17 protein-coding genes and 1 pseudogene are annotated in these 22,445 nt (G+C 46.8%); 9 read left to right on the top strand and 9 right to left on the bottom strand.

What is annotated here, in order from left to right:
- Positions 1–4: 4 nt before the first annotated feature.
- From QT998_RS16695 to pilM, 6 genes are all read right to left on the bottom strand, one after another.
- Entirely contained in the window at positions 5–295 is a 291-nt protein-coding gene (locus tag QT998_RS16695) for an HU family DNA-binding protein (protein WP_194009466.1), read from the bottom strand.
- 408 nt (positions 296–703) lie between these two features.
- Positions 704–895, bottom strand: coding sequence for a hypothetical protein (locus QT998_RS16690; protein WP_333115778.1), 192 nt, complete (start codon positions 893–895; stop codon positions 704–706).
- Between the two features lie 14 nt (positions 896–909).
- Positions 910–3,330 carry an AMIN domain-containing protein gene (locus QT998_RS16685; RefSeq protein ID WP_333115776.1) on the bottom strand — a complete coding sequence of 807 codons (2,421 nt, stop codon included), beginning with the start codon at positions 3,328–3,330 and terminating at the stop codon, positions 910–912.
- A gap of 711 nt (positions 3,331–4,041) precedes the next feature.
- On the bottom strand, positions 4,042–4,836 hold the full coding sequence (locus QT998_RS16680) for a pilus assembly protein PilO (RefSeq protein WP_333115773.1): 795 nt from the start codon (positions 4,834–4,836) through the stop codon (positions 4,042–4,044).
- Positions 4,833–5,744 carry a PilN domain-containing protein gene (locus QT998_RS16675; protein ID WP_333088791.1) on the bottom strand — a complete coding sequence of 304 codons (912 nt, stop codon included), beginning with the start codon at positions 5,742–5,744 and terminating at the stop codon, positions 4,833–4,835. Before QT998_RS16675 ends, QT998_RS16680 begins: the two co-directional genes overlap by 4 nt.
- A 493-nt stretch (positions 5,745–6,237) precedes the next feature.
- Positions 6,238–7,332 carry a type IV pilus assembly protein PilM gene (pilM, locus tag QT998_RS16670; RefSeq protein ID WP_194012787.1) on the bottom strand — a complete coding sequence of 365 codons (1,095 nt, stop codon included), beginning with the start codon at positions 7,330–7,332 and terminating at the stop codon, positions 6,238–6,240.
- A 456-nt stretch (positions 7,333–7,788) separates the two neighbouring features.
- On the opposite strand from pilM, the gene QT998_RS16665 reads away from it, so the two are divergent.
- Together QT998_RS16665 and QT998_RS16660 are read left to right on the top strand one after the other, a co-directional pair.
- Positions 7,789–9,072 (top strand): ABC transporter substrate-binding protein, encoded by a 1,284-nt coding sequence (locus QT998_RS16665; RefSeq protein ID WP_333115960.1) that lies wholly within the window; start codon positions 7,789–7,791, stop codon positions 9,070–9,072.
- 394 nt (positions 9,073–9,466) lie between these two features.
- Positions 9,467–10,042, top strand: a complete 576-nt coding sequence (locus tag QT998_RS16660; RefSeq protein ID WP_333088797.1) for a Uma2 family endonuclease — start codon at positions 9,467–9,469, stop codon at positions 10,040–10,042.
- 5 nt (positions 10,043–10,047) lie between these two features.
- Here QT998_RS16660 and QT998_RS16655 read toward each other — a convergent pair whose 3' ends face one another.
- Positions 10,048–11,313: a bifunctional folylpolyglutamate synthase/dihydrofolate synthase gene (locus tag QT998_RS16655; protein WP_333088799.1), complete on the bottom strand. Its 1,266-nt coding sequence runs from the start codon at positions 11,311–11,313 to the stop codon at positions 10,048–10,050.
- A 90-nt stretch (positions 11,314–11,403) separates the two neighbouring features.
- On the opposite strand from QT998_RS16655, the gene QT998_RS16650 reads away from it, so the two are divergent.
- Positions 11,404–12,468 carry a DNA cytosine methyltransferase gene (locus QT998_RS16650; protein ID WP_333088801.1) on the top strand — a complete coding sequence of 355 codons (1,065 nt, stop codon included), beginning with the start codon at positions 11,404–11,406 and terminating at the stop codon, positions 12,466–12,468.
- A gap of 119 nt (positions 12,469–12,587) precedes the next feature.
- On the opposite strand, the gene QT998_RS16645 is transcribed toward QT998_RS16650, so the two are convergent.
- Together QT998_RS16645 and rsmI are read right to left on the bottom strand one after the other, a co-directional pair.
- A complete protein-coding gene (locus QT998_RS16645; RefSeq protein WP_194012791.1) occupies positions 12,588–13,805 on the bottom strand; it encodes a glycosyltransferase in 1,218 nt (405 codons plus the stop codon).
- An 81-nt stretch (positions 13,806–13,886) separates the two neighbouring features.
- Positions 13,887–14,768, bottom strand: coding sequence for a 16S rRNA (cytidine(1402)-2'-O)-methyltransferase (gene rsmI, locus QT998_RS16640; RefSeq protein WP_333088803.1), 882 nt, complete (start codon positions 14,766–14,768; stop codon positions 13,887–13,889).
- A gap of 50 nt (positions 14,769–14,818) precedes the next feature.
- Here rsmI and QT998_RS16635 point away from each other — a divergent pair, with 50 nt between their 5' ends.
- From QT998_RS16635 to QT998_RS16615, 6 genes and pseudogenes are all read left to right on the top strand, one after another.
- Entirely contained in the window at positions 14,819–15,682 is an 864-nt protein-coding gene (locus QT998_RS16635) for a PfkB family carbohydrate kinase (protein WP_333088804.1), read from the top strand.
- 224 nt (positions 15,683–15,906) lie between these two features.
- Positions 15,907–17,037 carry a cupin-like domain-containing protein gene (locus QT998_RS16630; protein WP_333088806.1) on the top strand — a complete coding sequence of 377 codons (1,131 nt, stop codon included), beginning with the start codon at positions 15,907–15,909 and terminating at the stop codon, positions 17,035–17,037.
- Between the two features lie 146 nt (positions 17,038–17,183).
- Positions 17,184–18,056, top strand: a complete 873-nt coding sequence (locus QT998_RS16625; RefSeq protein ID WP_333115770.1) for a 3'(2'),5'-bisphosphate nucleotidase CysQ family protein — start codon at positions 17,184–17,186, stop codon at positions 18,054–18,056.
- Positions 18,057–18,109: 53 nt separating this feature from the next.
- Positions 18,110–18,307, top strand: a complete 198-nt coding sequence (locus tag QT998_RS16620) for a hypothetical protein (RefSeq protein WP_333115767.1) — start codon at positions 18,110–18,112, stop codon at positions 18,305–18,307.
- A gap of 134 nt (positions 18,308–18,441) precedes the next feature.
- Positions 18,442–18,573 (top strand): annotated as a pseudogene (locus QT998_RS27550) (ParE family toxin-like protein); the annotation flags it as partial.
- Positions 18,574–18,984: 411 nt separating this feature from the next.
- On the top strand, positions 18,985–22,445 hold a 3,461-nt coding region (locus tag QT998_RS16615; RefSeq protein WP_333115765.1), incomplete at its 3' end, for a DUF4347 domain-containing protein.

Raw genomic sequence — 22,445 nt, 5'->3', positions numbered from 1 at the left:
CCCGTTATTCGGCGTTTTTCGCCGGTGCAACTCTGTCCTTAAACAACTTCCCTGCGGAAAATGCAGGAACTCTGGTTGCCGGGATTTCCATCTTGTCGCCGGTTTTTGGATTGCGACCCTCACGGGCCTTGCGTTCCCGCGACTCAAACGAGCCAAAACCGACCAGCGTCACCTTGTCGCCCTCGGAGACAGCTTCCATAATTGCTTCCAAAGCAGCGCTCAAAACCGCATCTGCCTGTTTTTTAGTGACAGTAGCCTTTTCTGCGACTGCATCAACCAATTCACCTTTGTTCATTCCGAACTCCTTCTGGAATTTGTAAAATACGTCAAACCGAGTTCAACTATTAGCTGTGAGTGGTAACTGCATTGGGAGTTTGGATTTGGAGATTTGGGTAGTCCCCTATTGCTCCAGCCCGCTTCCCCCTGAAAAACTCCTGCTGAATACCAATTACCCTAGGATAATTGGTCAGAAAAGGAATTTTTGTTTTTAATTGCTGAAAACCCCACAGCATCTAATTTTCACTGCATTATTCTAAAGTCTTGCCGACCGTTATGGATCGGTGGAACCTTTAATTTATATGGAACTTGCCAACTTTTTAAATTAATACCCAAATTTCGTTAAAAAAATACCACTTTGGAGAGCCGATTTCTTGCCTCGGTGGATTTCAGAGCGGACAAAAGGAGAAATAGAAAGAACAAAATGTCATTTGTCAATGGCTAAAGGATTTTTTTTTCCTTCTTCCTTTGTCCCTTTCCCTTTTCTGGGCAGGGCCGCCAGGGACTTAACCCTGGCGGCCCGCCGGACTAACGCAATGCCGGACTGCCAACTAAGAGGGCGGGCACTCACAGCCAACAGCCAACTGACAACTGCCAACTGCCAACTGCCAACTGACAACAGCCAACTGCCAACTATCTCGGTTGGACGGGCTGGCTGCGCTGCAACAGTTGGCGCGCGTCGGGACTGATGTTGTTTTGATAGCCAAAGTTCGATCGATCGCTATCATCCAAAATCTGCGGAGTCAGCAACACAATCAACTCCGCCCGCTGGTTGGCCTTAGTCGTACTCCTGAACAACGAACCGATAATCGGCAAATCTCCCAAAATAGGAATCTTGTTCGCCGTAACCCGTTCTTCGTCGCGGATAATCCCCGAAACAATCAAAGTCTGACCATCCCGCAGGCGAATTAACCCCGATTGCAAAGAGCGCTCGCCCAGCAGCCTGATAATATTGGTGTTCGCGCCCGTAGACAGTGCTTGCTCGACGCCCGGTGTCCTGATAATCGGGTTCACCCGCAGAGAAACAAAGCCATTATCGTCAATCCGATCGATCGCCACCCCCAACTGCAAACCCGCCCGATCCTTAACAGCCGTCACCGTTGTGGTACTTGTATTGCCGGTAGTCTGCGTTTGCGACGTGACGTTACTGAGCACCTCATCAGTAATATTTACATTCGCCGTTTCTCCTTCTTGAACCACCAGAGTCGGATCGGTGAGGATTTTGGCATTCTGGCTTTGAATAGTTGCCCGCAACGCCGACAAGAACCTCCTCGGATATTGGAACAGCGGGAACAGGGAAAAAGTCGCACTTCCGGCAGAATTCACCGTTGTAGGGTCAAACGCTGTGTAATCGCTAATCCCAACTCGCGCGGGGTCATTAGTAATCGGCGCTGTCGGCTGGACGAACAACCCGCCACCGAGTCCCGTGAGCGGTACGTTGATTAAATTGCCCCTAGGATCGTAGAAAGGTGTCCTGTTTTCTGTGGGAATGTCTCGGTTGCCGACGATCGGCCGAGCGCTGATACCCGTAAGGTCAGTTCCACTGGGCGGATTGATGCCACCAAAATTGAGACTTGCTGCTCCGTTGTCATTGACAAAGAAATTGTTATTAATTCCGAAAGAGAAACTGCTGCTACTTTGGTTGTTTCCCAGCAAGTTGACATCGATCACCTTGACGTTGACAGCCACTTGACGGCGGCGCAAATCTAGCTGAGTCAAGAAAGCTACGGCAATATCGACTTTGCGCGGATCTCCCACCAAAGTGATCGAATTGAGCCGCGCATCCGCCAGCACCGACAGTCCCCTCAGCAACAGCGGCCCGTTGCCGTCCCTAGCGCCAATTGCCTTAATGTCAGGTTCCCGAATTTCCACATCCCGCGCCGCATTTCCCTGGCCCACGGTTTGAATAGTCACCCGAGTAATCGGCAGTTGAGTTTCCGCACCTTGAGCGCTCAAAAAGTTAGCTGCATCGGTAGATCTGACTTGATTGAGCCGCAGAGTCCGAACGATAATATTGCGCGAGTCTAGGGGCAAATTAGAACCCACAAAAATCGTGCGCCCGACGCGGTTGGCTTGCAGTCCGCTGATCCGCAGCACGTAATTAAAAACATCTTGCACCGACTCATTTTCGATGTCCAAGGAAATCTTCGGCCCTTCATCGGAGCCTCCTGCTGCTCCGGGTGCGGCCGCCGGTTGCCCCGGCCCCGCCGCCCCGCCGCCTGTAAAAGCAATGTTCAATCCCGCAGCGCGAGCGAGCAGAGCTAAAACGTCTCGTACTGGGGCATCCCGCAGCACCAAGCGGGGGATGCGTTCTCCCGAACTCAGCTCAATATTTCCTACGCCGGGGGCGATGTTAGATACGGAGATATCTCCCAATGGCGGTGCTACAGCCCTGGGCAGGAAAGGGGCAGCTTGATTGGTTTGAGATTGAATTTCGCTTGGTAGGGGCGGGCGATCGTCCCTAGTAACAGTAACTTCGGGATTTGGCAGCAGCACGCGCTCGTTTTGCGAGGTGCGGATTTGGGGAGCTGGCCGGGGAGCTGTTTGGTTCAGCGGCAGTCCCGGAGGCGGCGGGGGCAAAGCTTGGGTTTGGTTGAGCGCGGGCAATGCAGGCGCTGCTGCTTGGGTAGATTGCACAGTCCCGCCCTGTCCGGCAACGCTGAGGACGATGTTTTGGCCTTGTCCGGGCATAACTTGTCCGTTGGGAACTCCGTTGGTGCCGGCTACCACAACGCGGATGCTGTTAGCTTCTATCTGGGTGATTTCTACTGAGGAAATGCCCGGAGCTGGGTTATCTTGACGGAAGCTGTTGCCTTGGGACAAGCGGAGCTTGGTGTTGGTAATTGTGGCTTGGTAGGTATTGCCGCTGTTGATGGCGAAAACTTGCGGGCGATCGCCCTTTTCCGTAGCCAGGACAATATTTACCCCATTATTGGCTTGACTTACTTGCACTCCTGTGACTTGAGTCGGCGCTGCCGAGACTGGCGCTTGGGCGATTATAATTCCAGCAACGCTGCTGAAGATTCCACCACTTAACCGTAGATGCTGTTTCACGTTCTCTCCTCCACTACACTTGGTTATTTATTGTTCGCAATCTTGACTAGCGAGCTTTTGGCACTAACTGAAACCTCTCTCGTTTTCAGTTTTTTTTGAATTGAGAAAATAGGCATAATTAGGCACAAACTATCATTTAAAATTCACACACAAATATTTTTGATATTTTTTGGTGAATCAAATCTTCGACATTTTGCCTTCAACCTTCTCCCGAAACAGCGAATTGAAATAGCTAAGGAATAGCAATTAAATAACTGTTGTTCGTTCCGAGCATTACCAGGCCATTCCTGGTAATGCAGGGTCGGATACTCTTCCTTTTTTTACCTCGCCACGTTTGGAGAGAAAAAAGTCTAGCAGATGTTTGAAATTATTCAATTTGCGTTCCTAATATTGCCTTGCGAGCGAAAAATGAGGTGCGATGGAATTTTTCCTAATGGACAATTTATGACTTATCTACAGCAATTCTTGCAGAATTTGTGGGATTGCTCGTTACCCGACTTTGCGAAAGTAACGCATATCCCGAGCAAGAGCGGACTTAGATAAACTGATTGCTATAGTACCCCGAAACCGGGTTTTCCACCAAAACACTAGCCAAAAAAATCTTGATTTCGGTAAAAAACCAGTTTTCTAGAGTCTTCTGTACAAGCCATGTAATTAAGGAGTTCATGTACCTCGCAGAAATTGAAAACCGCTATATCCGCTCGCCTCGCGCTATTTGGCAGGAATCGGAGCCGGAGTTGGCGGTTTTTCTTCTTGCTTTAACGGCAGGAGCGCGTACAAGTCAAAAGCCGTTTTAATTTTTGTTTGCGGCTGAGCTACTGGGATGATTTTCCCTTTCAAAAAATCGATTTCTATGGCCTGATTTGATGCTAGCAATTCAGATTTCAAATTCCTCACTACTAACAGGGACTGCATCAACTCCAAACTACGCATAAAATTGCGGGTTTGAGCAAAATTGCCTTCAAACTCTACCTTATATTTTTTGCGCCTGAGCTTGCCAACAAGGGACGGCCCGAAGGACGTATCGTTGAGAATATCAGGGTCTGGAGCTCCCGCCGCAGCGGTTGCTGTAGCTGGCTGCATATCCGGCTCAAATTTGGTAATTTTAGCCTTGAGGTCGTCTCCTTGCACGCCGGCGTTGATGCGATTAACCAGTTGGGTCATGTCAAGCAGCAGGGTGTTGGCGCTTCCATCGCTCGCAAACATTGCCGTCACTTGGGCGCGGCGCTGTTTTGCTTCTTCTTGCTTGGCTTCTGCTTCTGCCTTTTTTTGAATTTGAGCTTGCAATTGCACTTGCGTTTGCTTGCTTTCGACCAGTTTTTGCTTCAATTCGCCGCTTTTTTGGAATTCTGGGAGTACGAACTGGTAGCCTAGGTAGCCGGCCACGCCGAGGCCGAGAACCGCGATGCCTATGGCTTGGATTTGGGGTGTCAGCTTAATGCCGAATATTTCCTTACCCCCTGTCTCTTCTGCTCCGCTGGGAATAAACTCGTTTGCTGCTGTCATGGTTTTTTCACTTCTCCTTTTTGTGATTCTAGTATTCCTTTTTCTTGAAGTGTTTCTATCCGTATTGCTAGTCCGTCTGCTTGCTTGTTCCGCAGTTCGGAGAGCAACTCGGAGGCTCCAGTCGGGCTGAGTGTGGTTTCAATTTTATATTCCACCACTGGTCGGAGTTTGGGAAGTTCTGCTGCTGAATCGGTTGGGTTGCGTACTTGTAATTGTGTGGGGTTGTTTTTTAATGTGGCCGCTACCAGTTTGGTATCGGTGTCGAGGAAGAAAGGAGAGCGCTGGACTAGCAGAATAAAGTCGTTAACTTGAGCAAAGGTACTTGCTATCCCTGAAATTTGTACTTTTGCAGTTTGGGGCGGGACGATGGGGGTGGGAGCAGCCACTGGGGTGGGGCTGGCTGGGGGAGTTGCACCCGGAGACGGACTGGCCCCTGGGGAGGCGGCGGGAGTTGCTGCCGGGGGTGGGGGTGCTGCGACGGGGGCGGGACTTGGGTCGATTTGCTCGATTTTGGAAATTTGCACTCCGGCGGGGGTGCGGGCGCTGATGTCTTGCAGCATGGCCGACCACGGTTTAATTTGGTCGAATACTCCGGCTAATGCTTTGTATTCGCCGGTAATTTTGTCGGTTTCGGCGTTGATGGCTTTGATGGTGCTGGCTTGAGTGTTTAATTTTGCCAGTTCTTGGTTGAGGGTTGCTTGTTCTTTGTCTAAGCCGGTGTTTTCGTTGGTCGCCCACCACCAGGCGCCCATGACTGCGGCGTTGAGGCCGAAGGCAAACAGCAGCGCCCCTATGAGGGGCAGTTGGTCTTTGGCTCCACCGGAACTTCTTTTAGCTGAGCTTTTGGCTGCTGTGACTGGTTTGTAGTCCGGGCGATCGTTGAGAAAATTAATATCTAGGCTGTACATGGCTTCACTCGATTTTATAGCTGAAGGAAGAAGTCATTGGTCATTGGTCATTAGTTATTGGTCATTAGTTATTGGTCATTAGTCATCAGTGCTGTTCCCCGCGAGCGAACGTTATCAGTTATCAGAAAAAAGAAGGTCGGAGGAAGGCTTTAGCGATCGGCGCGAGAGATTTTTGGTGGCAATCGACGGCTGAGGTTTGAGCAATTAAGAACGTCTTAACTGTGAGGGCGGTTGCTTTAAATGTGAAATTTTAGATTTTAGAGTGAGCGCCAGATTATCGGTACAAGTTAAGGGTTTATTTAGGGAAGAAGGAAACAACTTTCTGCCTTTTTCCGAAGGAATTGGCTGCTTCTATCTCGGATATTCTACCTTTTACTTTTTACCTTTTACCTCCAATATTTTACCTTCTGCATCAGGGGTCTTCTTTTTTCGGAGGAAGCTTTTTCCTAAAATTCTCAAATCTGTTTTTCTACTATTATCTAAAACTGTTAGGTTAGAGCACCTCCCTGAGTCCTAAGCCTAGGGCTACTCCTAAGCCTGCTCGCTGTTCGGGGCTAATTTCTTGGCTGATTTCGAGTCCTAGGGTTTCGATGGGATCGACTTGGGATGCGGGCAAACTTAATCTCTGCATGAAAAATTCGTCGAGTTTGCCGATCGCGGCTCCGGGGCCTGCTAGCAGCAGTTGCGCTACTTCGAGTTCTTCGCTCTGGTTGAGGTAAAAGTCTACTGAGCGGCGCAGTTCGTCTGCGAGTTCTCCCAATACTTTAATCATGGCATTTGTGCCTGGATTGGCGTCTCCCGATGCGCCCATTGTATCCGTTACTGGCAGGGTCATGCCTTGCAGTTCGGTGGTGTCTCTGGTTGGGGGCAGGTTCATGGCTTCGTTGAGGGCGGTCTGGATTTGGTAGGTGCCGATCGGGATGGTACGGTTAAATTGTGGTATGCCGTCCACTACTATAGCTAATTCGGTACTGTCAAATTCTATGTCTGTGAGGACGGCGGCTTCTTGGGATGAAAATTGTTGCAGTTGGTCTTTGAGGGTGCGAATCAGGGCAAAGCTGGTTACTTCTAGCACGTCTATGATCAGTCCGGCTTCTTTGAAGGTTTCGATGTATGTGTCGGTAACTTCTCTGCGGGTAGCTACTAATACCACTTGCACTTTTTCTACGCCGTCGTCATCTACAAATAGGCCGATTTTTTGATAGTCTACGTCGGCATCTTCTCTGGGAAACGGCAAGTACAGCCCTGCTTCTGCGTTCATGTAATCCCGCAGTTCTTCTTCGTTGAGTTCTGCGGGAACTGGAATTAATCGGATGACGGCTTCGCGGCCGGGAATTGCTGTGGCTACTTTCTTGGCTTTGATTTTGTTTTCGGCGAGGACTGACCGGATGAGTTCTGCCATTCCGGGCGGATCGACTATTTGCCCTTCTTGTATTATGTCTTCTGGTACTTCTATTGAGGCTAGGATGCCTAATTTTAATGCCTGAGCTTTCTTTTCGAGCTGAATGATGTTGATGCGGTCTGGGGCTATTTCGATCCCGATTCCTGGCTGGCGTTGGGAAAGTAGACCTTTGAAAAAGTTAACCATGTGATTGGGTCGCCGGTAGTTGCTATTTGTTTATTTTGTGGTTGGCCAGCCTGACTCAGCCGTTGGCTGTTGGAGGGTGATACCATTTGGGATTTTCAATTAGGAATGACCCATCGGCCGGCGGGTTTGGATTGCTGGCCTAGTATGTATTTCCAACGCGCCTGCTGTAATCTCGGTGTTCGCAGTACCGTTGGCGGTGCTGCGCTGCAGGGTCTTGGTTGCGCGATCGCTAGTTCCGATTTTATGCTATCCAATTTACTTGACAATAGCTATTCTCCGGCGAATGTCAACAATTTTCAGCTCGATCGACCGAAAACCTGCCGGTGCGGCTGCAAAACCGACTCTTTCCCTCGCAGGGCTCTGGCGCAACCAAGACTAGAACTTGACTCTCTGGTTTTCTCGGCGGGCTGTGCTTTTTTTTCTCTAACGGTTCCCATGATTCTGAAATTAAATTCTATGAAGCGTAAATCTTGGCAACTGTTTGCTGTTTTTGGGCTGGTGGGGCTGCTGCTGGCTGCGGTGGTCAGTTGCAGCAAGCCTGCTGTTAATTCCCAAACTAAGAATGCTAACGAAATCGAGTTCTGGACGATGCAGCTTCAACCTCAGTTTACTGAGTATTTTAATCAGACGATCGCTGATTTTGAAGCCAAAAATCCGGGCGTGAAGGTGCGTTGGGTGGATGTCCCTTGGTCGGCGATGGAAAGTAAGATTTTGGGTGCTGTTTCGGCGAAAACTGCGCCGGATGTGGTGAACCTGAATCCTGATTTTGCTTCGCTGTTGGCGGGGCGCAATGCTTGGCTGGATTTGGACTCTCGAATTTCGGAGCAAGTGCGATCGCTCTATCTGCCAAATATCTGGAAAGCTAGCGTACTTGATGGCAAGACTTTTGGGATTCCTTGGTATCTGACAACTGGGGTGACAATTTACAATACGGAGTTGTTTAAAAAAGCTGGAATTGCTAAGCCTCCCGCTACCTATGCTGAGTTGGCGGCTGTGGCGAAACAGGTGAAGGAGAAGACTGGTAAATTTGCTTTTTTTGCGACTTTTGTACCGGAAGATTCGTCGGAGGTTTTGCAATCTTTTGTGCAGATGGGCGTGCCTTTGGTTGATGCTAAAGGTAAGGCTGCTTTTAATACTGATAAGGGGAAGGCTGTTTTTCAGTATTGGGTGGATTTGTACAAGGGCGGACTTTTGCCACAGGATGTTTTGGTGCAGGGCCACCGCAGGGCGATCGAGCTTTATCAAGCTGGAGAAACTGCTTTGTTGGGTTCTGGGCCGCAGTTTTTAAAGGCGATCGCTGACAATGCTCCGACTATCGGTGCTGTCTCGGCTGCTGCGCCTCAAATTACGGGGGAAACCGGCAAGAAGACTGTGGCAGTGATGAATTTGGTTGTACCTCGCGACAGCAAGCGCCCCGACGATGCTGTCAAGTTTGCTTTGTTTCTGACTAATTCTCAAAATCAGTTGGCTTTTGCGAAGGTTGCTAATGTTTTGCCTTCTACGGTTGAGGCTTTGCAGGACTCTTATTTTAAGAATGTTCCGGCTGATGCTGCTCCGAGCGATCGAGCTCGGATTGTCAGTGCTTCTGGCTTGGCGAAAGCTGAGTTATTAATTCCCCCTCTCAAGGATGTTAAGAAGTTGCAAAAGGCGATTTATGACAATTTGCAGGCGGCAATGTTGGATGAGAAGTCGGTAGACCAAGCTGTTGCTGATGCGGCTAAGGCTTGGGATCAAAGGTAGTTTTTAATTGAAGCTGGGGCGGGATTTTATTTTCTCTCGCCCCTTGCTTTTTTTGGCAACTTGACGTATTATTAAATAATGGAAATATGTGCCACCATATATATAAGCATATATAAGCTTTTAAGTTATTATCAAATGATGAAATTACCGCCTCTTCACAATGCGGAGTCGGAGGAGAAGTCTGGATAAGTTAATCTAGACTATTTTAGAGATAAATGTTTGTTGATAAGAACGATCGCTCATCCCAGAAACCGAGTTTATTTATCCCGTGTGTTCGCCTTTCTCAATTCAGCTTGATTGATAATTTCTACAAAAATACCCTAAATTCCTTAAATATTCATGAATTTGACTCGTGTTAAAATCAAAGCTCAGATCGGAATAGGAGAAAATTCTTATGCCAGCGATGACACTCAAAGATTTAAACCAAGTTCAAACCCTTTTTTCCGAAGCGGGTTTAGATTACAAAATGGAACTAGAAGACGGGAGACTTTCAATTATGGGGCCATCAGACATCGTATCCAGTGAAATCAGTAGCCGTCTGATCGCCTTTCTTTTCGCTTGGATAAATCCCCGTCGCTTGGGAAGAGTCTTTGACTCCGCAGGCGGTTTCATCATGCCGGATACGAATGTCAAAGCACCTGATGTTTCTTTTGTGCGGGCGGCCCGCTTGCGCCAAAGTCCGCGTTATTTTGGAGAACTTGTCCCCGATTTGGTGGTTGAGATTAAATCTCAGAGCGATCGCATTAAGCCTATAGAAACCAAGGTTTTGAAGTTTATAGAACTGGGTGCGATCGTCGGAATTCTGATCGATCCTGATGAAGAAACAGTGACTATTTATCGCTCTACAGGTGAACCCACTGTTTTAGGAAATGGCGATATCTTAACAGTAGCAGAACTTTTTCCCGGTTGGGAATTGCCCGTTTCGGAACTGTGGCCTCCTATTTTTACAGAAGAAGAAACGCAATTATAATGCGTTTAAGCTTGGGATTGTTGTTGTTGCAGAAAGTAGCCGACGAGATACAGGGAACCACAAAGCACTGTTAAATTGTCGCCTGCTACAGCAGCATCTAAGGCTGTTGTTAAGTCGGGGAAGGCTTGACAAACTGTTAATTCGGGGCAGATATTTTCAGCGATGGCGGCTAATTCTGTGGGGGATGATGAGTTTTGATCGGGTACGGGTACTAGGTAAAGCCGATCGCCCTTTTTGAGTAAAGCTTGTAAAATATCATCGCAGTCTTTCGTCGCCAAAATGCCGATTACCCAGTTAATCGGGGACGGGGAACTGGTAAGATGATCTACATATTCGCGCAGGGCGATCGCAGCAGCGGGGTTGTGCGCGCCGTCAATCAGGATGGTGCGGTTTTTCCAGGTAGTTTGCTGAAGTCTTCCGCGCCATTGGGTTTTGGCGATTCCGTCGGCGATGGCGGTGGGGGAGATTTGCCATCCTAGGTTTTGGAGGGTGTGGAGAGTTGCAAGTGCGATCGCCGAATTCATTAATTGAATTTGTCCCAACAATGGCAATTGATATTTGATTTTAACCGAATTTTGACTTAACTGATATTCTGCAAATCCTTGTCCTAAATCTACCGCTGGTTTTACCCAAATTGCCGGAGAGTCTAATTCTTTAATGCGTTTTTCTACTACTATTCTAGCAGATTCTGGCAATTCTCCGACAACTACCGGACACTTTGATTTGAGAATTCCGGCTTTTTCTCCAGCAATATCGGCGACAGTAGGGCCGAGGATTTGGCAGTGGTCGAGACTGATAGAAGTAATGACACTGACAAGGGGAGTTTCGCAAACATTAGTCGCGTCTAGTCTACCGCCCAATCCTGTTTCTATGACGGCAATATTTGCTTTTTGTTCGGCGAAATACAGCCAAGCTGCAGCGGTGATGATTTCAAATTGAGTGGGAGTTTCTGTGTTACCTTCTGCAGCGCTGACAACTTGTTCTAGACACTGTTGCAATGCTATTGTAGAAATTGGTTTTTGATTGATACAAATTCTTTCTGTCCAATCGATTAGGTGCGGGGATGTGTAGCGCCCGACTCGATAGCCTGCTGCTGTTAGTACGGATGAGAGGTAAGCGCAGACTGAACCTTTGCCATTTGTGCCGGCAATGTGGATAATGGGGACTTTTTGGTGGGGGTTATCTAGTTTTTGGAGGAGTTGTTGGATTCTTTCTAGGCCGAGGTGTACGCCGAAGTGTTGGTAAGATTGGAGGATGGATTCTGCATTCATTGAGGATGATAAGTGTTATATTTATTTGTGAATTAGATTTTTTTTGCGAACCGCGAAGGCGCAAAGGGCGCGAAGGAAGAAAAGAGATAGATGTTGATAACTAAAAATATTATTTCTCTGTTTTCGGGTTGTGGTGGGTTGGATTTGGGTTTTCGGTTGGCTGGGTTTAATCCGGTTTGGGCGAATGAATATGATAAGTCTATTTGGGATACGTATAATTTCAATCATCCTGACACTATTTTAGACCGCAGAGATATCAGAAAAATTAATTCTGATGAAATTCCCGACTGTATTGGAATTATCGGCGGGCCTCCTTGTCAAAGTTGGAGTGCGGCTGGTGCGAAACGCGGGATTGATGATAGTCGGGGTCAGCTTTTTTGGGAGTATATCAGAATTGTGCGGGACAAGCAGCCTTTGTTTTTCTTGGCTGAGAATGTTCGGGGTATTTTAGCGCCTAGAAATCGTGATGCTTTCACTTATATATTATCGCAGTTTGAGGCGATCGGGTATCGAGTTTCGTTCCAGTTGCTGAATGCTAAAAGTTTTGGTGTGCCGCAAGATAGACAAAGGGTAATTGTTGTCGGTTATCGGGAAAATCTGGGTTTTGGTTTTGAGTTTCCCAAACCTGAAACGGATGTTTTGACGCTGGAAGATGCGATTTTTGACTTAAAGGCGATCGCCCCAATGTCAGTTAAGGGTAAAGTAGATAATTATCACGATGCTGTCGCGAATCACGAATGTGCAGATTTGGGGTTTTCGAGCATTTATATGTCGCGAAATCGAGTTAGAAGTTGGGGCGAACCTTCGTTTACAATTCAGGCGGGCGGCCGACACGCACCTCTGCACCCTCAAGCTAGTAAAATGATTTTGGTTGGCAAAGATAAGCGCATTTTTGACCCGAATTCCCCTCAGCCTTACCGTCGGCTTTCTGTGCGAGAGTGTGCGAGAGTTCAGACTTTCCCGGATAAGTTTATCTTCAAGTACAAGTATATTGCGGATGGATATAAGATGGTCGGGAATGCTGTTCCTGTGAATTTAGCAAGAGTTTTGGCAAGTAAGATTTTTGAGGATATTGCCATAGGGAATAGGGCATTAGTGTCAACTGAAGCCGACCATCTACCAGTCGCTAGGGAATCAATTCCACGAGCCCTTTAGCGAAATTCCTCGCCATGAAGACTAATCTCAAATCCCTTGACATCAGAATTATTCATCTCTCTCTTCTCTTCCTCTGTGTCCTCTGTGGCCTCTGCGGTTTAATCATTCCGAATTATCTGTCATTGAAACTTAGTTAACTCACCGAGATTTTGCTGAATCGTATTTATGCCGCGAATATGAGACAGGGGAGAACCTCCGTACAAAAAACTATCCAAACTAATTTGATAATTTTGCTGCACCGCCAAATCCAGCCACAAATTCTTAAATGCTTCTCCCGGTTTGTAGTCGGGAATGTTATGCTGATAGTAAGGAAAACTATCGATACAAGTGTTAAAAAAATTCTTGCGCCCGCAATGCTTTAAATACTGATATCGCGGCTTAAATTCGGTTTGATTTTGCAAGACTGTATGAATAGTATCGGCTAAGGATTCCGGGTCAAATTTGGCGTAAAGTCCCGCACCTTCCGGGAAAACAGGCGAGTTTCCTCTGGCGTATTGGTTGAATTCTTCAAAACAAATTACTGGTACGTTGCAACTCATTGCTTCGGTAATTCCCCGGTTTTTTCCTTCGAGGAGGGAACCGAGGACGAAGGCTTGGGCGCGCGAATAATATACAGGCATTTCGCTGTAGTAGTCAACTCGCGGTAGTAAGTTGATGTAGTCGGAGGGATTGCCTAAAATTGCCTCTACTTGGTGCCATTCTTTTAAGGCGAGTTCGTCGAGAGTATTTAGGTTATTAACATCAAAGTCGTGACCGCTGACAACTGTTAATTTTATTGGTTTTTGCGGATATTTTTGGCGGTAAATTTTTAAGGCTTTAGCAATCGTCGGCAAATTCTTTTCTTCGGAAATTCGGGCGACGGCTAGCAAGTCGATGTCTTTGGCGGGGACGTTGCGGGGAGAAATTAAGTATTCGTTGATGAAGTCTGTGTCTTGCAGTGGTACGATCGGTTTGTTGGCGCGATTTGGATAAGTTTCGCGAAACCATTTATCTCGCTGCGGGTTTTTGTATAAACTAGAGTATGCGTCGGCGACAGGGGCCCAGGAATAGGAGATTCCGGGGGAATAGGTGAAGGATAAAAATACTGAGGAAAGTTGGGGAAATAGTTTGTTGATTAGTTCGACTCCTTCGCTTAAGTAAATTCCTTTGATGAATTTTCCTTCGTAAAATAGCGGGGGAAGCAAGACGTAGAAACTTACGGTATCGAAGCGGTGGGGTTGGTCTTCAAATATCTCCCAGCTAAAGGCGTCTAAGTCTGCATAGATTTCGGCGATTGGTTTGTTGATGTTGGGGTTGCGTAAGTAGGGTTTTTGGCGATCGTAGTTTCCGCGTACCATATAATTTTTAGTGTGATTATTGAGTTTCTTTTTTTACCGCAGAGGGCGCAGAGGGCGCAGAGGAGGAGAAGAGAGGGTTATTCACAAGTCATCTAAGGGTTGTTCTAGTGATTCATTGTCGCCAATTGTGAGGGCGAGTTGATAGATTTGGCGGCGGGGGAGGGATGTTTGTTGGGCTAGTTGGCGGCTGGCTTGGGAACGGCTGATGCCTTCTGCTATTAATGTTTGTAATTCGGCTTTGATGGCGTCTTCGGAGAAAATTGGTGCGTCTGTTTGCAGGCCACCAATTACGAGGGTAAATTCTCCTTGGGGTTCGCGTGCGGTGTAAAGTTCGATCGCACTTTCTATACTACCACGCCAAAACTCTTCGTGCATTTTAGTTAACTCTCTCGCCAGCACAATCTGTCTGTCGCTTCCCAAGGTATTTGCTAAATCTTGTAAAGTTTGCCGCAATCGGTGGGGAGATTCGTATAAAATAATAGTGCGGGATTCTATTTGCAAAGCTTCTAAACCGCGCTGGCGTTCTTGACCTTTGGCGGGCAAGAATCCTTCAAATACAAATCTGTCTGTAGGTAATCCCGATGCACTTATCCCGACTATGCAGGCGCTGGGGCCGGGAATCGGAATAATGTTAATATTAGCATCGGCGCAAGCTTTGACTAACTCGTATCCGGGGTCTGAAATTCCCGGCATTCCAGCATCGGTTACAATGGCGATACTTTTTCCTAACTGCAGTTTGTCGATTAATTCGGGGAGTCGCTGTTGTTGGTTGTGTTCGTGATAGCTGATTTGGGGTGTTTTGATTTGAAAGTGGTGTAAAAGTTTGCCTGTGTGGCGGGTGTCTTCGGCGGCGATGAAATCTACTGTTTGTAAAATTCGGATAGCGCGATATGTCATGTCTTCGAGGTTGCCGATTGGGGTTCCGACAATGTAAAGTGTTCCTGTGTTAGGATTTGGCTGCATTAGGAGATTTTTTTGTTTTTAACCGCAGATGTACGCGGATTAATGCGGATATGAAAACTGGATTATTTTTGGGATTGGCGACTTTAGATTTAGTTTATTTAGCCGAGAAGCCTCCGGGTGAAAATCAGAAAGTTGTTGCTGCTGATTGTACCATTGCTGCGGGCGGGCCGGCGACAAATGCTGCGGTGACTTTTAGCTGTTTGGGGAATGCGTCGGTGTTGGCGGGGGTTTTGGGCACTGGCGCGATCGCCCAATTGATTCGTGCAGACTTAGCGGAGTATAATGTCAGGATAATTGATTTGCAACCAGGGATCTCGCACACTCCACCAGTTTCTTCGATTATTGTAACTGAAGCAACGGGCGATCGATCGGTAATTTCCATCAATGCTACGAAATCGCAAGTTGACAGTCAAACAATTAACCAGGATATTTTAACATCAGTTAATATCATACTGTTTGACGGACACCAAATTCCAGCCAGCCAAGAAATCGCTGAACTCGCCCAATCAAAAAACATTCCCATCGTCCTCGATGGCGGCAGTTGGAAACCCGGATTAGAAGAAATATTGCCCTTCATTGAATGGGCCGTATGTTCCGATAACTTTCATCCGCCCGACTGCAACAATTCAGAACAAGTCTTTGCTTACCTCTCAGCAGCCGGAATTCCCCACATTGCCATCACGCGCGGCGAAAAACCGATTAAATACCTCAGCAAAGGCAGTTTCGGCAGTTTAGAAGTGCCTCAAATCCAAGCCGCAGACACCTTAGGCGCAGGCGACATTTTTCACGGCGCTTTCTGTCACTATATTTTACAAAATAACTTTACAACTGCCATCACCGCCGCCGCCAAAATAGCTTCCGATTCCTGCAAAACTTTCGGAACCCGTCAATGGATAAAAAACATTCAACCTTAACTTTAAAATAACCCAACTATCCGGAAAAAAGCGATCGCACCCAGAAAACAGAAACAGACAACACTTGTTAAGCTAAAATAATCATATCAACCCTCTCCTTTCTTCCTTTGCGCCCTTTGCGTCTTCGCGGTTCGCCCAAAAAATCCACAAATCAAACAAGATTGCTATATTAGTAAAACACCTGCAAGCAAAACAAAACTACCCCAAAACAAAACACTCAAATCATGGCTGAAACTCAACCCCTAAGCATCACACTTCCCCCCTTGCGGATTACCTTAACCGAACAACAACAGGTTAATCTAGAATGGCTGACGCAAAACTTACCAAACCTACTCGCAGCAGCGCCAAGCAAACCAGAAGTCCCAGACAACTTGAAACAGTGGGTAGCGGCCAACAAATTATTAAATAAAGCAGACGCAGAAATTATTCAAGCCCTAGTAAATACAGGCATAGATGCCGAAACAGCAACTGCAGAAGTTACCGAAATATCATCTCATCCTTACTTCCAAGCAGGTAGCCATTACGTACAGCTATTGCAGAAACTGGAATCGCAACTTAACATCAACAATCAATTAGCCGCACTCTCTTCCAAGTTTGGCACAATCGAACGCAAAAGCAGCCTTTCCAGAGAGTATTTTTTAGAAAATTACTACGCTAAAAATACTCCCGTAATTATTACCAACATCATGCACAACTGGAAAGCATTACAGTTGTGGACACCGGAGTATTTGCAGCAAAAATATGGAGATGCAGAGGTAGAAATTCAAGCCAACCGCAACTCAGACCCGGATTACGAAATTAAGGTACACAACCACAAAAAAATCGTTTTCTTCCGCGAGTATGTAGATATGGTCGTCAACGGTGGCCCCAGCAACGACTGCTACATGGTTGCTAACAATCAAACTCTGGAAAGAGAAGAATTTAAATCGCTATTTAACGACTTTGAGATTTTCCCAGAATACCTCAATCCCGGTGATACAAAAGGCAGAGTTTTCTTTTGGTTCGGCCCGAAGGGTACAATTACGCCGCTGCATCACGACCCAGTTAACTTAGTTTTAGCACAGGTATCGGGACGCAAGCTGATTAAATTGATTTCTCCCCAGCAAACACCTCTGCTTTACAATCATGTCGGAGTTTTTAGCAAGGTTGATGGCGAAAATCCCGACTATGACAAATATCCGCTTTACAGAGATGCAAAAATCATTGAGGTAATTTTGGAACCGGGAGAAGTTATATTTATTCCTGTGGGTTGGTGGCATCATGTAAAATCGCTAGAGGTGAGTATTTCGGTGTCGTTTACTAATTTTGTGTTTCCCAATTATTATGAATGGAAATATCCTCATATCAATTGGTAGTTGTCAGTTGTCAGTTGTCAGTTGTCAGTTGTCAGTTGTCAGTTGTCAGTTGACAGTTGTCAGTTGTCAGTTGTCAGTTGACAGTTGACCACTTGCAAACACGAACATCTATCTGCGTTTATCAGCGTTCATCTACGGTTTAAAAAATGAAAAATCTTGAAGAATTAAGCGAAATTGCGCGGGCGGCGGCTTGGGGTGCGACAGATATTTTGCAATCCTACTATCACCCCGATTCCCAGACTCCAAACCTGGACATTCAAGAGAAAAAAGACGGCCCAGTTACGGCGGCCGATGTCGCTGTTAATTCTTACATTTTAGATGAATTGCAGTCTGTTTTAGGGAATGCAGAATTTGGTTATCTCAGCGAAGAAACTTACAAAGCTTATTTAGAAAAAAACGGGAAAGTTGCCTTAACTCAAGATTGGGTTTGGATTATTGACCCTTTGGATGGAACGCGCGATTTTATTGACAGGACAGGCGAATTTGCCGTTCACATTGCTTTAGCATATCATGGAAGACCGGTATTGGCAGTTGTCGCTTGGCCGCAACAGCAAAAGATTTATTACGCAATTCGAGATGCTGGTACTTTTGGGGAAAGTCGCGGGGGTTCTGCGGTGAAATTGCAGGTTTCTGCGCGCAATGTAGTGGCAGATTTATCTATAGTAACCAGCCGCAGTCACCGGGACGATCGCTTTAATCAATTGTTACAAAAACTCCCTTGTCAAAATCAACTAGCTGTGGGCAGTATCGGCTGCAAAATTGCGACAATTGTGGAACAAAAAGCTGATGTTTATATTGCGCTTTCGGGGAAGTCTGCACCGAAGGATTGGGATTTGGCGGCACCGGAATTAATTTTGACTGAGGCGGGCGGTCGATTTACTCGTTTTGATGGTTCTGCTTTGCAGTACAACCGGGGAGATGTGAGTCAGTGGGGGGGATTGTTGGCGAGTAACGGTTGCTGTCACGATGCTTTGTGCGGGGATGCTGAGAGGATTTTGGCAGGGATTGATGGGAGTTGAATTTAAGTGCAAATAATTTGCTATATTAATAATATCATAATGTGGCAAAATGTATGAGCGTTAAAGAACTTGAAACAGCAATTATGAATTTGTCGGTTAAGGAACTATCGGAGCTAACGGCTTGGCTGATAGAGTATCGCCAACAAGTTTGGGACCGGCAAATTGAAGAGGATTTGGAGGATGGGCGGTTAGATGCGCTACTTGATGAAGTTGATGCAGAGTATGAAGCGGGATTGACTAAAGTGTTATGAAACATCTGACTTTACCGCGTTTTTGGCAGTGCTATCGCCAGCTACCTAAAGAAATACAAGCCTTAGCTGATAAAAATTACAATTACTAAAAGTCGATCCGTATCATCCTTCACTGCATTTAAAAAAAAGTTGGCAGGCGAAAGCAATTGCAATCGGTGCGAGTAGGCGATAGTTACCGAGCTCTGGGAGTTGAGAAACCTGAAGGTATTATCTGGTTTTGGATAGGGACTCATGGCGATTATGATGCAATTTTAGCTCAGAAATAAAGCACCCGATCGCCCTTGTGCATTTCATTTACGATCGCCCTTAAATATTCTAACGAATAACTTGTAGGGGCGGGTTTTACGAGAAATAATTGCCTAAGACCCATAATCTCATAAACCCGCCCCGATCGCACATATCTATCAAAAAGACGATATTAATACTTAGATATAATTACACTGGCAACTCATTGATTTTGTGTTGAATTATCAACTTCGTGCTGGATAGTACGCAATATTACTTAATTAATTTTTGTATCTTTATCAAAGCTTTAATAACTAAGTGTTTATATGGAGAAAAATTTATATGTTTTCTCTGAAACAACTGTTATGGTTGCTACAAGCTTCAAAAAGAGTTTCGGATGCAAGTCGCGAAACCGGGGAATTGTTGTCTTTTTTACCCGAGTCAGGTGTATTATGCCGAAATTAAATAATCGAGTTTCAGTAAGTGCGATCGCCTTTATCGACACTCAAGTACCAAATTATCAAAGTTTGATTGCCGGAGTAAAACCGGGTACGGAAGTAGTAGTTTTGGATGGGAATCAAGATGCGATCGCCCAAATTACTGAAGTTTTACGCGATCGAACCAATATTGACAGCATTCACATAGTTTCTCACGGTGCTCCCGGTAGCCTGCAACTCGGCGGCAGTAGCTTGAGTTTAGATGATATTGAGGGCGATCGGGATTCTCTACAGAAGTGGTTTGCGCCACCAACTGAGTCGATCGGTCAAAATCGAGCTAATATCCTACTCTACGGGTGCTCCGTAGCGGCAGGCGAGACAGGTAAAGCATTTGTCAAACGCTTGAGTGAGTTAACCGGCGCTAGTGTTGCAGCTTCCCAAAACCTCACGGGAAGTGTAGCAAAGGGCGGGGACTGGGAACTGGAAATCAGCACCGGAGAAATCAAAACACCCCTAATATTTGCAGCCGAAGTATTGGCAGGTTACGAGTACGTTTTGAATAGTTTTGGTGCGGCAACTAATATTGGTGCGGGAACAAATCCCTACGGTATTGCTACTGCCGATTTTGACCTTGATGGCAAACCCGATATAGCTGTAGGATCTAATAATAATGTTTCTATCCTGTTAGGAAATGGTACTGGTGGCTTTAATCCTGCTCCTATTCCTACCTTGGCGGTGTCAAATCCCGGATCGATCGCGATCGGCAATTTTAACAGCGATAATTTCCCCGACTTGGCAGTAGTGGGTAGCGGCACTGGCAGCGCCCTCTCAATTTTCTTAGGAAATGGTACGGGCGGTTTTGGCAGCCCCACTCCATATCCTACAGGAATATACCCTATCTCGGTTGCAGTTGGGAAGTTTAACGCAGATAACTTTTCCGACGTAGCAGTAGTCAATGCAAGCCCTGGCAGTACCTCTGGCACTGTCACAATTTTGCTGGCAAATAGCAGCGGCAGCGGGGCATTGAATTTCAGCACAAACTTGAGCGCGCAGTCACTTCCCGCTTTCATGACAGTGGGGGACTTTAACGGAGATACTTTTTCCGATTTAGCTGTGCCGAACAGTTTATCTAACACCATTTCTGTTTTTTTAGCGAATGGCACCGGCGGATTTGGTGCACCTACTAATGTTGCAGCAGGGATAAATCCAAATTCGATCGCCACTGGGGACTTTAACGGAGACAATCTCCTCGACTTAGCCACAGCTAACAACGGTTCTAACAATGTCTCAATTCTATTAGGAAATGGCACTGGTGGCTTTGGCGCGGCCACTGAGTTTAGCGCGGGGACAGGGCTGCAAGGCATTGTTGCGAATGACTTTAGCGGAGACGGCAAACTTGACTTAGCAGTAAGAAGCAGCAGCGGCGCATCAATTTTAGTTGGTAACGGTACTGGCGGTTTTAGTGCACCCATTAACTTTGCTGCGGGCACAGATCCATATTCCATTATTGCCGGCAACTTTAATGCTGATACTCTCCCGGATTTGGCATTAACGAACAGCGGTTCCGATAACGTTTCGGTGCTGCTAAATACACCCAATACAGTTAATTTTGGTACTGCAACATACAGCGGTACAGAAGGAACCACAGACACCGCAGTTGAGATTCCCGTCACCATCAGTGGCGGCACTCCCTTGAGCGATGTAACGGTGCCAATTGCGATCGACCCCAGCAGCACAGCCACCGAAAATTCAGACTACACCTTTTCGCCTACTACTGTTACTTTCCTCGCCGGCACTACTACTCTCACCCAGAATGTTGCAGTTACTATCAAACCCGACAATCTCCCTGAAAACGCCGAAACCGCAATCCTCAACTTTGGCACAATCACCGGAGGCGTTGCAGGTACAACAAAACAAACAACATTAACTATTGCAACCAACGGTACTGTTTCTTATGCCATTGCCGCCGGTATTGCCAGCATTCCCGAAGGTAATAGCGGCACAAAACCTCTGACTTTCACTGCGACTCGCAGCGGCAACACCGGCGGGGCAAGTAGCGTCAATTATGCGATCGCCGGAACAGCTACAAACGTCAGCGATTATAACAACATCGGCGGCACTTCAGGGGCAACTACTGCTACTGGCACAATTAATTTTGCGGCTGGTGAAACATCCAAAACCATTACTCTCGATGTATTAGGCGACACCCTAGTTGAACCCGACGAAACCATTGCCGTCACCCTGTCCAATCCCACCAGCCCAGGCGTAACACCGACAATTACCACTGCTACCGCTACCACAACTATTACTAATGATGACAAAGCTGGCTTTACTGTTAACCCAACAGCATTAAGTACAAGTGAAGTCGGTGGCACTGCTACCTTCACTGTCAAACTCAACTCTCAACCAACTGCTGATGTTACTTTCGGTTTGAGCAGTTCCAATGTTGCAGAAGGAACCGTTTCAACTAATAGCTTAACTTTCACTTCTGCTAACTACGATCAACCACAACCAATCACGGTGAGTGGTGTTGACGATTTAGTAGCTGATGGGCCTCAACCTTACAAAATAGTCACGGCTGCTGCTGTCAGTACCGATGCTAATTACAATAACCTCGATCCTGATGATGTCGCCGTCACTAACAGTGACAATGAAACTCCGGGAATTACGGTGAATCCGACGGCGGGCTTGACTACGGGCGAAGATGGCACTAAGACTGACTTTACTGTGATTTTGAATACTCAGCCGACTGCTGATGTGACTATCGGTTTGAATAGTTCCAATGTTGCGGAAGGAACAGTTTCAACTAACAGTATAACTTTCACTCCGGCTAGCTGGAATGTGCCGCAACCGGTGACAGTAACTGGAGTTAATGACAGTATTGCTGACGGCGATATTGAGTACAAAATTGTCACGGCTGCTGCTGTTAGTACAGATGCGAATTACAGCAACCGAGAGGTGGCGGATGTTGGTATTACCAATAAGGACAATGATACGGCTGGTGTTTCTGTTAGTGTTGCCGAAACAACTGCTACCGAAGGCGGTGCAAACGGTACGTACACTTTAGCACTGAAATCGCAGCCGATCGCCCCTGTAACTCTCACTCTCACAACAGATAATGAGATTAAGCCGATCGCCCCTATCACTTTCACACCCAATAATTGGAATGTCGCTCAACCCGTTACTGTGATAGCTGTTGATGATGCGGTGGTGGAAGGTTCACACAGCGGGAAAATTACTCACAGTGCGAGCAGCACTGATGCTAAGTATAATGTGGTGGTGGTTCCAGGGGTGAGAGTGGCGATCGCAGATAACGATGTAGCGCCACCGCCGCCACCGCCAACTCCAACGCCGACTCCGACTCCAACGCCGACAACATCTGTCACTCCGACTCCAACTCCGACAACATCTGTCACTCCGACTCCAACTCCGACAACATCTGTCACTCCGACTCCAACTCCGACAACATCTGTCAC

Source organism: Microcoleus sp. S1D4 (assembly GCF_036700765.1).
Lineage (GTDB): Bacteria > Cyanobacteriota > Cyanobacteriia > Cyanobacteriales > Microcoleaceae > Microcoleus.
This window is presented reverse-complemented; position numbering and strand designations above follow the sequence as displayed.

Coding starts and splice junctions, on each gene's coding strand:
- QT998_RS16695 (WP_194009466.1), bottom strand. CDS start 295: ATGAACAAAGGTGAATTGGTTGATGCAGTCGCAGAAAAGGCTACTGTC.
- QT998_RS16680 (WP_333115773.1), bottom strand. CDS start 4,836: ATGACAGCAGCAAACGAGTTTATTCCCAGCGGAGCAGAAGAGACAGGG.
- QT998_RS16675 (WP_333088791.1), bottom strand. CDS start 5,744: ATGTACAGCCTAGATATTAATTTTCTCAACGATCGCCCGGACTACAAA.
- pilM (WP_194012787.1), bottom strand. CDS start 7,332: ATGGTTAACTTTTTCAAAGGTCTACTTTCCCAACGCCAGCCAGGAATC.
- QT998_RS16665 (WP_333115960.1), top strand. CDS start 7,789: ATGAAGCGTAAATCTTGGCAACTGTTTGCTGTTTTTGGGCTGGTGGGG.
- QT998_RS16660 (WP_333088797.1), top strand. CDS start 9,467: ATGCCAGCGATGACACTCAAAGATTTAAACCAAGTTCAAACCCTTTTT.
- QT998_RS16655 (WP_333088799.1), bottom strand. CDS start 11,313: ATGAATGCAGAATCCATCCTCCAATCTTACCAACACTTCGGCGTACAC.
- QT998_RS16650 (WP_333088801.1), top strand. CDS start 11,404: ATGTTGATAACTAAAAATATTATTTCTCTGTTTTCGGGTTGTGGTGGG.
- QT998_RS16645 (WP_194012791.1), bottom strand. CDS start 13,805: ATGGTACGCGGAAACTACGATCGCCAAAAACCCTACTTACGCAACCCC.
- rsmI (WP_333088803.1), bottom strand. CDS start 14,768: ATGCAGCCAAATCCTAACACAGGAACACTTTACATTGTCGGAACCCCA.
- QT998_RS16635 (WP_333088804.1), top strand. CDS start 14,819: ATGAAAACTGGATTATTTTTGGGATTGGCGACTTTAGATTTAGTTTAT.
- QT998_RS16630 (WP_333088806.1), top strand. CDS start 15,907: ATGGCTGAAACTCAACCCCTAAGCATCACACTTCCCCCCTTGCGGATT.
- QT998_RS16625 (WP_333115770.1), top strand. CDS start 17,184: ATGAAAAATCTTGAAGAATTAAGCGAAATTGCGCGGGCGGCGGCTTGG.
- QT998_RS16620 (WP_333115767.1), top strand. CDS start 18,110: ATGAGCGTTAAAGAACTTGAAACAGCAATTATGAATTTGTCGGTTAAG.